Here is an 11,831-nt window from a genome sequence, read left to right on the forward strand (position 1 = left end):
CTCCGCTGTGGGCGCTACCCGCTCATCCCCTCACCGCTCCGGACAGTGCAAAGGAGTTGCCGGCACCCCTGGCCACAATGACGTACAGGGCCAGCACCGGCAGTGAATACAGGATGGAGAACGCGGCCAGCTGGCCATAGGCAACTGCCCCGTGCTGTCCAAAGAAGCTGAAGATGGACACCGCCGCGGGCTGCTTTGCCTCGGACAGGAGCAGCACAAACGGGACGAAGAAGTTGCCCCAGGCCTGGATAAACACAAAAATGAACACGACGCCGAGCCCCTGCCGCATCAGCGGCAGGACGATGGTGCGCAGCGCAGTCATCCTTGACGCGCCGTCCACCCACGCCGCTTCCTCCAGGGATACCGGCACCGCGTCCATGAAGTTCCGGGTCATCCAAATGGCCATGGGCAGGGCGGTGGCGGCCATAAACAGGATGGTGGCCGGCATGGAGTCCAGCAGTTCCAGCTGGACGAAGAGCCCGTAGACCGGCACCATGATGGCCGTGATGGGCAGGCAGGTGCCCAGAAGCACCGCGGTCATAAACGGCGTGTTGAACCGGGACTGGAAGCGGGACAGCGGATAGGCCGCGAGCACGGCCGCCGCAAGCGTGACAAGGGCTGTCCCGGCCGAGAGGAGCAGGCTGTTCCACAGCGGCTGCAGCAGGAGCCCGGGTGTCATCACGGCGGCGAAGTTGTCCAGGGTGACGGCCTTTGGAATCTGTGTCTCGTGGCCCGCTTCGGCGTCAAAGGATGCCAGGACGAGCCACAGCAGGGGAAGCACAAAACAGGCGCCCAGCAGCAGAAGAACCAGATCTGCGGGACTGCTGCGGCGGTGCCGCGGCCTGCGCGGACGCGCGGGCGCTTCGGAGGGGGCAACCCCTGGTGCCCTTGCCGGCGCGGTCAACGCTTCCCCTCCCTCAGCAGCCGGATATAGCCGACACCGAACACCGCGCCGATGAGGAGCAGCACCGAAGCCACCGCAGTCCCGTACCCGATGTCGCCGAACTTGAAGGCTTCCTGGTAGGCCAGGACCGGGAGGGTAGTGCTGGAGTTGGCCGGGCCGCCGGCAGTCATCACCCAGATCAGGGTGAAAACAGCGAGCGTCTGCAGTGTGATGAGCATCAGATTGGTGGCGATGCTGTTCCGGATCATGGGCAGCGTAATGAAGGCCAGCCGTTGCCAGCCGCCCGCGCCGTCCATCTGGGCGGCTTCAACCACCTCTGCAGGAATATCGTTGAGGGCAGCGCGGTACACCAGCATCGAAAATGCCGTGCCACGCCAGATATTGGCCAGCACCACCGCCGCCATCGGCCATGTATAGAGCCAGTCAGGCTGCCCCGCCCCCAGGCCACCCAGCAGTTGGTTCAGCGTTCCGTCCCGGCTGAAGTAGGCGTAGGCGGCGAAGGCCGCCACGATTTCGGGAAGCACCCAGGCCGCCACCACGGCGGTGCCCACTACCGCAGACACGGCCCGGCGCGCCCGCCGCATCAGTACAGCCAGGGCCAGCCCCAGCAGGTTCTGGCCCAGGACAGCGGACCCTCCCACGAACAGCACGGTCAGCCCCAGAGAGAGCGGAAACACCGGGTCCAGCAGCAGCCGCTGGTAGTTCTCCAGCCCCACCCATTCAGGATTGCGTGCGTTCCTGCCTGTCAGTCCGGTATTGGTGAACGAGGCCTGGAAGGCCCAGAACACGGGTCCGGCGAGGAAAACCAGCAGGAGCAGGAGGGCAGGCAGGACAGGCAGATAGCGCAGCAGGCCCCGTCCCCCCGATCGGGCCGGCACCGCTTACTTCCGGACGGTCTTGTCGCCGCCCACAATGTCCGCAACGGCTGCGTCGTAGTCCGCAGCGGCCTGTTCGGGCGACTTTGCTCCGGTGATGACGGCCTCCGTTGCCTCCTGGACTGCCGCGGAGATGCGGGGGTAGTCGGACGTGGCAGGGCGGTAACGGGTGACGGAGACGAGTCCGGAGACGTCCTTCACGAACGGGTTGGCCGCCTGGTAGCCGGAGTCACCGGCAACATCGCTGCGGACCGCGATCTGGGAGCTGTCCAGTGTGAACTTCAGGGAGTTGTCCCGGTTCAGCGCAGTGCTGAGGAATTTGAAGGCGAGGTCGGGTTCCTTGGTCCCGGCTCCGATGGCCAGCGTCCAGCCTCCGGACATGCTCACGGCTCCGGGCTCGCCGCCGTCCTGGGTGGGGAACGGGGCCACGGCCATGTCCTGGGCGTAGCCGGGCCATTCGTAGCTGCCGCCGTCCTGCCAGAACGACGGCGCGTAGGAACCTTCCACGGTGGCGCCCAGTTTTCCGGTGGGGAACCACTCGCCGAACACCTTTTTCCACACGTTGGCGTCGAGGGCCTCGGCAGGCGTCACGGCCAACCCCTCGTCATAGAGGGTCTTGAGGAAGCCCAGCGAATCCTTGAACCCGGCGGAGCCCACCACCCACTTTTTGGACTCTTCGTCGTAGAGGGTGGAGCCGGTGCCGTAAAGCAGCTCGTAGAAGCCCTGCATCACAGTGCCTTCGCCTGTGCCCTTTCCGGCGTACATGTTGAAGGGGATCACGGCGGGATCGTCCGCCTTGATCTTCCGGGCGGTGTCGAGAAGCTCCTGCCAGTCGCGCGGTTGCCATGGCAGGCTGATTCCTGCGGCTTCGAAGACCTTTTTGTTGTACCAGATGGCCCGGGTGTCGGTGCCCAGCGGCACTGCGTAGGTGCCGCCGTCGTCCGCGCGCCCTGCTGCCTTGGCGCCGTCGTCGAACTTTGCCCAGTCCGCCCAGCCCTCAAGGTGGCTGTCCAGCTTCAGAAGGTAGCCGGCGTCCACGTCGGAGCGGACTTTGAAGGTGTCCTCGTAGAAGACGTCCGGCGCGGTGGACGGCGATCTGAGGGCAAGGGCCAGCTTGGTGCCGTAGTCGTCGTCGTTCCCCTGAATGGGCTGCAGCTCAACGGTGACTCCCTGGTTTGCCGCCTCAAACTCCTGCTTGGCGGCCTGGAACATCGTCTCCAGTGCGGTGAAGGAATCGGTCTTCTGATAGACCACCTTCAGGGTCTTGGAGCCCTCTTCCGGAGACGCCGGCGTGCACGCCGTGAGGATGAACGCTGCAGCAGCGATGAGGGAGATGCTCTTCAGGCCCGGGCGGCGCATGGTGCTCCATTCGATCGAAGGCTGCGGACCCCTTGTCAGCGGGCCCCAGCCGCGGCAATACGCAAATGCTAGATGGGAGTCCTGCCCCGGACAAGGGCAGGGCTCCCCCTAACTCTCCAGGAGGAGCCTCTGGGCACGCGGCGCCAGGGTGTGTTCCAGGACCAGGGAGGCTGCGCCGATGGCACCCACATCCTCGCCAACCCCGGTACCAACCACCTCGATTCGGTGGATCAGCCGCGCAGCGCTGTTGGTCTCCAGCAGCGGCGGCACTTTCGCGAGGTAGCGTTCGGCTAAGCCGCTCCAGAACGGACCGCCAAAGACCACCCGCTCAACGTCAAGGGTATTGGTGATCACCGACACTGCGCGGGCAACCAGCACAGCCGACTTGTCGATGATGGCCAGCGCCTGTTCGTTACCGGAGTCAGCGAGTTCGCACAGCCGGGAGAAGCTTTGCTGGATCTCGGCGCCGCTGTTGCCGGACCGGGAGCCGTCCAGGATGCCCATGGCCTCGGCTTCGGCCACCAGGACCTGCGGGATGCAGGAGGACTTAACGCAGCCCCGCAGGCCGCAGTCGCACTCCGGGCCGTCCGGGTCGACCATGATGTGGCCGATCTCACCGGCGTTGCCCGAGGTGCCGCGCACCACTTCGTCGTTCAGCACAATCCCGCAGCCGATGCCGGTACCCATGTACATAAAGATGAAGCTGCCCGCTCCGCTCGGACCGCCGGCCCAGGTTTCGGCGACGGCCGCGCTGGTGACGTCCTTGTCCATCAGGACTGAGTATCCGGTGGCCTCGGAGAGCGCGTTGCGCAGTTCCACCCGGTCCCAGCCGGGCAGGAGCGGCGGGTCAACCACAGTGCCGTTGTCCAGGTCGATGGGGCCGGGGGCCGCCACGCCGAGGCCTGCGATCCGGTCCCGGTCCACGCCGGAGTTTTCCACCAGCTGGGCGATCTCGGCGGCGATGGTGGAAATGACTGCCGAAGGATCATTGCCGCCGGGCGTCTTGATGCGGGAGTGCTGTACCACCGCACCTACCAGGTCCAGGACCACGAACGTGGTGACGGCGGGGTCCAGGTGGACGCCGACGGCGAACATCCCGTGGGGATTGAGGCGGAGGATAGTGCGGGGCTTGCCGGGGCCGCTGCCTTCCTTGCCTGCCTCGACAATGAGGTTCTGGTCCAGGAGGCGGCGGGAAATGTTCGAGATGGTCTGCGGCGAGAGGCCCACGATCTGGGCAAGTTCCACCCTGCTGAGCCCGCCTGAGGACCTGCGGATGGCATCGAGGATCACCGTGAGGTTGAAATCGCCCATCCGGGGAAGGTTCGTGCCGCGCCTCGGTGAGGATTGACGGATCTCAGTCACGGCGTCCCCTTCGTCTTCGGCACATACTTACTGATGTCTGAATCGTACGTTACGCACCTCCGCAGACCCATAGGAGCGGCCGACGGCGCGGCGCATTGTGCGGGAAAGCGCAATGGGCTGCGGGGCGCGGCGGTCCGCTGCCGCGTCAGTGCTTTTGGCAAGGTCAGCCCGGGCCGCGGCGGGTGCTCAGGGTCACCGTGAATTTGGGGTTTTGGCCTTTGACGACGGTAGGGCCGACGTGCCGCTCGAGGGCCGGGAAGTAGGCCAAATGCCGGTTGAAGACGGTCCAGAGCTCCCCGCCCGGGGCCAGTACACGGCCTGCCGCTTCGATGAGCTTCAGGCCTGCTCCGGCGTGGACACCGGCCCCCACATGGAACGGCGGGTTCAGGAGGATCAGGTCCGCGCTGCCCTCCGCGAGCGTGGCCATGGCGTCGTCCTGCAGCACGTTCACCTGCCCCGCCAGGCCGTTGGCGGCGGCCGTCGCCAGTGCGGACGCCACCGCTGCGGCTGACTGGTCCGTGGCAGTGACGGCTGTCCCCGGATGCTGCCGGGCGTACATGGCGGCAAGGATCCCGGTGCCGCAGCCAAGGTCGACGGCGTGCCGTGCGGTGCGCATGGCGGGCAGGAACGTCAGCAGGAACCTGGTGCCGATGTCCAGGCGCGGGCCTGCGAAGACGGCGCCGTGGGCGGCAACGTTGAGGTCGATTTCGGCGAGATGTTCGACGACGGGGAAGCGCTCCGGTTCCCCGCTCCCCTGTGGACCGCTGGCCACGATGACGCGGGATTTCTGCCGTGCCAGCTGGGGTGCAACAGAGCTGAAGTGACGTTCCAGGACGGCGTTCATGCCCAGGGACATGTGCTTGACCCGGCCGCCGGCCAGGAGCACCGCTTCCGGCGCGGCGTGGCGTGCCACAGCCTCCGCGATCTGGTCCAGCTCGGCAAGGGTCTTGGGTAGCTGCAGCAGGACAATGTCCGCGCCCTCGAGCAGTTCCGGGCCGAGGGGCAGCTGGGTGAAGCCGGCCCCGGCAGCATCGAGGCCGAGCACCTCGGCGGTGTTCAGGCGCAGCGCCTGCTCGCCGGTGATGAGATCCTGGTGGACCCGAAGCGTTCCGGGACTGAGTACTGCCACGGCTCCGAGGGTCAGGGCGCCGTAGCGGTCGCCGATGACCGTGACACTGCTTCCCGGCTGCATCCGCTCGGCTGCATTGTCGAGCAGCAGGCGGTCCGTTGCATCCCAGGCCTGCAGGTTGGGTGCTTCCACGTCCGGCCGCCGCCGGAGCCTGGGGAGGACCTCGTCAAGACTCGTTACTGCCACCTGGTTCCTGCCGCCTTCTCCTGTTTGCAAATCTCCGTCCGGGCTCCGGACGGTCAGCCCCAATTTACCGTCCCGGCGGCGGGGCGGATCCCGGGCAGTTTCAAGATCGCGGCAACCGCGGCGCGTCCGGCGCGGTTGGCCCCGATGGTGGACGACGACGGGCCGTAGCCCACCAGATGGACGCGCGGCTCGGCTGCCACTTGCGTCCCGTCCATCACGATGCCCCCGCCCGGCCCGCGGAGGTGCAGCGGGGCGAGGTGTTCAAGTTCCGCCCTGAATCCGGTGGCCCACAGAATGACGTCTGCCGCGAGGTGGCCTCCGTCCGCCAGCCGGACGCCGTCGGGCTCGATGGCGGTGAACATGGGCTGCCGGTTCAGGGCACCCCGTGCTGCCGCCGCCCGCAGTGTCGGTGTCCAGATCAGCCCGGTCACGGACACAACGCTTTGCGGCGGCAGTCCCTGGCGCACCCGCTCCTCCACGAGCGCCACGGCATCGTGCCCGGCCTTGGCATCAAACTCCGCATCCCGCCATACCGGCTCCCGCCGGGTGAACCAACTGGTGGTGGTCACGAGGGAGATCTCGTCCAGGAGACCCACAGCGGAAATCCCGCCGCCCACCACAATGACGTGCTGCCCGGCGAATTCTTCGGCTGAAACATAATCGGCAACGTGCAGCTGCCTGCCCCGGAATGTGTGCTGGCCAGGGTAGATCGGCCAGAAGGGCCGGGTCCAGGTACCGGTGGCATTAATCACCGCGGCAGTGCTCCAGTCCCCGCGGGACGTGCTGACCAGCAGCCTCCCGGCCGGGTCGTCGTCCTCGCGGCTGACGGAGGCAACCTTGACCGGGCGCTGGATGCGCAGGCCCAGCTCTTCCTCATAGTCCCGAAAATAGCGCGTCAGGAATTCCGAACTGGGTTCCCTGGGGTCCACGGCGGGCTTGGCGATGCCGGGGAGATCGCTGATGCCGTTCACGGTGGCCATCCGAAGGCTCTTCCACCGGTGGCGCCACGCACCGCCCGGGCCATCCTCGGCGTCGAGCACTGTAAAGTCCAGTCCCCGCCGCTGGAGGTGGTAGGCGGCGGAAAGCCCCGCCTGGCCCGCGCCGATCACAACAACGTCGGCGCGGGGAGAATTCACCCACCCATGATAGTCGGGCGGGCCCTCCCTCCCTTAGTGTTGGCCCAACGACACAGGGAGGACAGCCATGACCACCAGAAGAGGGAATGCAGACCGGCTCGCAAAAGCCCTGGCCATTGTGCTGGGAACAGAGGAAATCCCGCTCCGGCTGCGGGCGTGGGACGGTTCCGAAGCCGGCCCGGAAGGCGCACCGGTCCTCGAATTCCGCTCCCGCCGGGCGTTGCGTCGCATGCTGTGGTCCCCCGGCCAGCTGGGCCTCAGCCGCGCCTACGTATCAGGTGACATTGATTCCCCCGGGGACATCTTCGCCGCCTTCACGGCGCTGAGTTCGGCCGGCAAGTTTGCCGAACCCGGGCCGTTCAAGCCGCTCACTGCGGGTGAACTCTGGACGCTGGTGCGTACGGCGGTGAGGTTGGGAGCGCTGGGCCCCAACCCTGCTCCCCCAGCCGAGGAAGCACGGGTGGCCCGGAAGGGCCGCGTCCATTCCCGGCGCCGTGACTCCGCTGCTATTTCCCACCACTACGATGTGGGCAACGACTTCTATTCCCTGGTACTGGGGCCGTCCATGGTGTACTCCTGCGCTGTATGGCCAGAAGAGGCCTGGCCCTCCAACGGGGAAGGACCGGTTCCCGCCGGTTCACGCCTTGCCAGTGGTTTGGATGCCGCCCAGGAAGCCAAACTGGACCTCGTGTGCCGCAAACTGGGACTGACGGCAGGCATGCGGGTGCTGGACGTCGGCTGCGGCTGGGGCAGCTTCGCCCTGCATGCCGCGGGCAAGTACGGCGTCACGGTGGTGGGCGTGACGCTGTCCACCGAGCAGGCAAACCTGGCCCGCAAACGGGCGGCAGAAGCGGGCCTCACGGAGAACGTGGACATCCGGGTGCAGGATTACCGGGATGTCCAGGACGGGCCCTTTGACGCCATCAGTTCCATCGGCATGTCGGAGCACGTGGGTCGGGCGGAAATGCCCCGGTACACGGCCGCATTGTTCAACCTGCTCCGTCCGGGCGGCAGGTTGTTGAACCACGCCATCTCGTGGAATGCCGGGCCTACGGACCCCGATCCCGATTCCTTCATCCCCCGGTACGTTTTTCCCGACGGCGAGATGATCAGCCTGGGCGAAATGACAACAGCATTGGAATCGGCAGGCTTCGAGATCCTGGACGTGGAGGCGCTGCGCCGGCACTACGCGCTCACGCTCCGGGCATGGGTCCGCAGGCTGGAGGAACATTGGGACGAAGCCGTGAAGCTGACCAGCCTGGGCCGCGCGCGGGTGTGGCGGCTGTACATGGCGTCCAGTGCGTTGGGTTTTGAAAACGGGCTCACGGGAGTGAACCAGGTCCTGGTCCAGCGGCCGGGCGGAGACCTGCCGCCCCCGCTGCGCCGGGCCCAGTGGCTGTAACGGCTGCTTCCTGAACCGCCCGCTAACCCCGGTTCCCAGGCTTGTTAATGGATCCGAACCTTCAAGGCACGGATTTGCGAACAGGCACGGGACATAAAAAGAGGAACCATCCATCAGGATGGTTCCTCTTTACCGGTGGAGCTGAGGGGACTCGAACCCCTGACCCCCTGCATGCCATGCAGGTGCGCTACCAGCTGCGCCACAGCCCCGGACTTGCTGCTTTTGCGGTGTCCCGCCGAAGCAACCTGATCAGCTTAATGCACTTTCGCCCGCTGCGCCAATCGGCGTCCCTGGGCGTGTCTTCTACTGCTGCCGTTCTTTGCCCTCGGCCTGTGGGGGGACAAAAAGTCAGGAGCCGCAAACCAAAAAATCCGCCGGAATCAATTGATTCCGGCGGATTGTTGGTGGAGCTGAGGGGACTCGAACCCCTGACCCCCTGCATGCCATGCAGGTGCGCTACCAGCTGCGCCACAGCCCCGAATTATTGCTGCTCTGCGAGCTTTTCTCCCGGGTTTCCCCGAAGCAACTCAAATATCTTAGAACAGCAATTCCGAAAATTCCAAATCGGGCATATTCCGACTGGTTCCCCTGTTGTTACTCCGCGTCGGAGGCGGCGGCAGCCTTCGCCGAGGTGTCGTCGCCCAGCTGCAGGTCCACTACCGGGCAGTCCTTCCAGAGGCGCTCGAGTGCGTAGAAGACGCGGTCTTCCTCGTGCTGGACGTGGATGACGATGTCCGAGTAGTCAAGCAGGACCCAGCGGCCGCCGGAGCGGCCTTCCCGGCGCACCGGCCGCAGATCCTGCTTGGCGAGCTCTTCTTCGATGCCGTCAACGATGGCGTTGACCTGCCGCTCGCTGGGGGCTGAAGCAATGAGGAAAACGTCGGCCAGGGCAAGGCGTTCGCTCACGTCCAGGGCCACGATGTCCTGGGCAATCTTGTCCGCGGCCGCTTTCGCGGCGGCGCGGGCTGTGATGATGGATGATTCTGATGCAGTCACGGGACTCCTTGTTGATTTAAAAAGCGTGGATGCCGGCGGGGGCCGGTCAGTTGGACATGCCGCTGATGATCAGCACGATGCCCGAGATGAGGGCCAGGATCCCGAAAGCCAGGACGCAGAACTGGAGAATCCGGTTGCGGTTGGCGCGGGCGAGGCCGGCCGTGGCCGCATCGAGGGGATCGAGTCCATGGGCAGACCGTGCCGGGATGCGTGGCAGGTCCGCGAAGGCGTCCTCGGCCTCGGGGTGGGCCGCCGCCGGTGGCTGAACTGCGGGCCTTGGGCGGGTTGCCGCCCTGGCCGCAGCTTCGGCCCGGGCGATGACCTGCGACCGGCCGGTTCCGCCATCGGACGGGGTTGGCCTTGAGCCGCCAGCGGGGCGCCGCTGCTTGGTGCCGGCCGCAGGAGGAACCTTGCTGCCGGGGCGGGTTGTGACCGGAACGTGGGATGTTGCCGGCGGTTTCATCACCGGCCGGTCCACCCCTGGCACCTGGACGAATTCCAGCGGCGTGACCATGGCCAGGTTGCTGGCCGCCGAGGGGGCTGGACGCTGGTCTGCAGCAGGCTGCGCCTTCGGTCCCTGCTGCCCGGACTTCTGCTGGCCCGGCGCGGGTTTCCGGCCCGGTACAGGTTTAGGGCCTGGTACAGGTTTAGGGCCGGGCACGGCTTTCCTGCCCGCTTCGGATTCGGGAGCAGGCGCCGGTTCGTGGCCCGGTAAAGGCTCATGGCCGACCGGGACGCCGGCCTGTTCAGCCAGCTTCTGTCTGGCCATGGCCCGGCGGTTGATGACGGCGGCACGTTCTGCCAGCGCAATCTGCTCCGCCAGGATCTCCGGGTCCACTGCTTCCGGATCCAGGGAAGCAATGTGTTCCATCTTGGCGATTTGGTTCTTGGCCTGCTCGGCGAGCAGCGCCCTTGCCGCCAGCGCCTGTTCCACCGTCATCCCCACGGGAGCCGTGGCAGTGCGCGAAGACGCGGCCGGGGCGGTGGCAGCCTGGGGGTTCCGGGCCTCGGCGGGCTTCTCCGGGGCAGGACGGTTTCCGGGCCCGTTGGTGCCCGGAGCAGCCGGACCGGCGGGGGCCACGATAGGGGTGGCAGCGGTGAGTGCCTGCTCCTTGAGCTGCTGCAGGCGGAGTTGGCGCCGCGTGGGCGGGCCGCCACCGGCCAGCTGGCCCTCTTTTTCTTCCAGCTCCTTGATGGTCCGCAGCGCGGCGCGGTCCCGGGCACGGATCTGCGAGGAACGCTGGGTGTGTGTCTGTTCGGCCCCGCGGGCAGGTGCGCTCTGGGCAGGTGCGCTCTGGGCGGCTGCGCCCGGGGAAGGGGCACTTGGGGTGCGCGCACCCGGGGTGCCGGCACCAGGGACAGTGTTGCCAGGGACATTGGCGCCGGAAGGGCCGGGGCCCGGCCGGCTTCCCGGGGGCTGTTTTGCGGCAGGGGTGACCTGATCCGTACCTGTGGACACGGATGCCTGTTGCGCATCCCTGGCCTTCCGGAGTTCCCGGCGGCTGCGGATGGGGGGCTGTTCCTGACTCATTGAGAACTCATTCAGTGCTGGCTGGTTCGCTTGCTTCGGAAGTGGCATACCCGCCTGCCGGCGCTTCCAGGTACAGGCCGTACTTGGCGATGTACTGGACCACCCCGTCAGGAACGAGGTACCAGACAGGGTTGTTCGCGGCCACGCGGGAACGGCAGTCCGTGGAGGAGATGGCCATAGCCGGCACCTCCAGCAGGCTGACGTCCTTGCGTCCCATGCCGTCCAACACGTGTCCAGGCCGGGTGACGCCAACGAAGTGCGCCAGTGACCACAGCTCGTCGATGTCCTTCCAGGACAAAATCTGCGCGAGGGCGTCTGCTCCAGTGATGAAGAACAGGTCAGCCTCGGGACGCTGGGCCCGGAGATCGCGCAGGGTATCGATGGTGTACGTGGGGCCGGGACGGTCAACGTCCACCCTGCTGACGGTAAACCGCGGGTTGGACGCCGTGGCGATCACAGTCATGAGGTAACGGTGTTCCGGTTCACTGACCTGCTTGTGGGACTTCTGCCACGGCTGCCCGGTGGGGACAAAGACCACCTCGTCCAGGTCGAACTCGGCAGCAACTTCGCTGGCAGCCACAAGGTGGCCGTGATGGATGGGATCAAACGTCCCGCCCATTACGCCCAGCCGCAGCCTGCCGTTGGCACCGTTACGGTGCAGAGCGCGGGAAATGTTAGTGGCCCTGCCCGTGATCGTGCTTGTTCGGGTGCTGGCGGTGCGGATCCGCGTGCTCCTCAGTTGCGGCGTGGCGGTTGCCCAGGTTGGTGTAGGAGAGGGTGATGAACATCATGACCAGGAGGATGGCGAAAATGCTGATGCCGAAGACCCACGGCTCAGCCCACAACGGCGCGAGCTCTTCATGTTCTCCGCCCTCGGCGATGGTCGTGGCAATCTGCTGGAACAGCATGTTCTCCCCTAATGCTCAAAGGATTGTGGCAGCGGAAAGCTCC

Annotated in this window: 11 protein-coding genes and 2 tRNA genes; 1 reads left to right on the top strand and 12 read right to left on the bottom strand. The window is 66.4% G+C overall.

The window, feature by feature from the left end; genetic code table 11:
* Positions 1–22 precede the first annotated feature (22 nt).
* From AC3A4Z_RS10060 to AC3A4Z_RS10085, 6 genes are all read right to left on the bottom strand, one after another.
* Positions 23–904: a carbohydrate ABC transporter permease gene (locus AC3A4Z_RS10060; RefSeq protein WP_498711462.1), complete on the bottom strand. Its 882-nt coding sequence runs from the start codon at positions 902–904 to the stop codon at positions 23–25.
* Complete coding sequence (locus AC3A4Z_RS10065) at positions 901–1,782, bottom strand: carbohydrate ABC transporter permease (RefSeq protein ID WP_498711463.1); 882 nt, start codon at positions 1,780–1,782, stop codon at positions 901–903. Before AC3A4Z_RS10065 ends, AC3A4Z_RS10060 begins: the two co-directional genes overlap by 4 nt.
* Before the next feature lie 3 nt (positions 1,783–1,785).
* A complete protein-coding gene (locus AC3A4Z_RS10070; RefSeq protein ID WP_498711464.1) occupies positions 1,786–3,138 on the bottom strand; it encodes an extracellular solute-binding protein in 1,353 nt (450 codons plus the stop codon).
* Positions 3,139–3,246: 108 nt separating this feature from the next.
* The gene (locus tag AC3A4Z_RS10075; RefSeq protein WP_498711619.1) at positions 3,247–4,449 is read right to left on the bottom strand and encodes an ROK family transcriptional regulator; all 1,203 of its coding nucleotides are present in this window, start codon (positions 4,447–4,449) and stop codon (positions 3,247–3,249) included.
* Positions 4,450–4,663: 214 nt separating this feature from the next.
* Complete coding sequence (locus tag AC3A4Z_RS10080) at positions 4,664–5,815, bottom strand: class I SAM-dependent methyltransferase (protein ID WP_498711465.1); 1,152 nt, start codon at positions 5,813–5,815, stop codon at positions 4,664–4,666.
* Between the two features lie 53 nt (positions 5,816–5,868).
* The gene (locus tag AC3A4Z_RS10085) at positions 5,869–6,951 is read right to left on the bottom strand and encodes an FAD-dependent oxidoreductase (protein ID WP_498711466.1); all 1,083 of its coding nucleotides are present in this window, start codon (positions 6,949–6,951) and stop codon (positions 5,869–5,871) included.
* 67 nt (positions 6,952–7,018) lie between these two features.
* Between AC3A4Z_RS10085 and AC3A4Z_RS10090 the strand changes: the two genes are divergently transcribed.
* On the top strand, positions 7,019–8,353 hold the full coding sequence (locus tag AC3A4Z_RS10090; RefSeq protein WP_498711467.1) for a class I SAM-dependent methyltransferase: 1,335 nt from the start codon (positions 7,019–7,021) through the stop codon (positions 8,351–8,353).
* A gap of 136 nt (positions 8,354–8,489) precedes the next feature.
* On the opposite strand, the gene AC3A4Z_RS10095 is transcribed toward AC3A4Z_RS10090, so the two are convergent.
* The 6 genes from AC3A4Z_RS10095 to AC3A4Z_RS10120 form a co-directional block, all read right to left on the bottom strand.
* Positions 8,490–8,562 (bottom strand) — tRNA-Ala (locus AC3A4Z_RS10095).
* Positions 8,563–8,755: 193 nt separating this feature from the next.
* Positions 8,756–8,831, bottom strand: a tRNA-Ala gene (locus AC3A4Z_RS10100).
* 116 nt (positions 8,832–8,947) lie between these two features.
* Entirely contained in the window at positions 8,948–9,349 is a 402-nt protein-coding gene (gene rsfS / locus AC3A4Z_RS10105; protein WP_050054813.1) for a ribosome silencing factor, read from the bottom strand.
* A gap of 46 nt (positions 9,350–9,395) precedes the next feature.
* On the bottom strand, positions 9,396–10,880 hold the full coding sequence (locus tag AC3A4Z_RS10110; RefSeq protein ID WP_498711468.1) for a hypothetical protein: 1,485 nt from the start codon (positions 10,878–10,880) through the stop codon (positions 9,396–9,398).
* A 7-nt stretch (positions 10,881–10,887) separates the two neighbouring features.
* Positions 10,888–11,499, bottom strand: a complete 612-nt coding sequence (gene nadD / locus AC3A4Z_RS10115) for a nicotinate-nucleotide adenylyltransferase (protein WP_493968846.1) — start codon at positions 11,497–11,499, stop codon at positions 10,888–10,890.
* Between the two features lie 55 nt (positions 11,500–11,554).
* Positions 11,555–11,788: a hypothetical protein gene (locus AC3A4Z_RS10120; protein ID WP_498711469.1), complete on the bottom strand. Its 234-nt coding sequence runs from the start codon at positions 11,786–11,788 to the stop codon at positions 11,555–11,557.
* Positions 11,789–11,831: the final 43 nt, after the last annotated feature.

It is taken from the genome of Arthrobacter sp. Soil_C_49 (assembly GCF_057656635.1).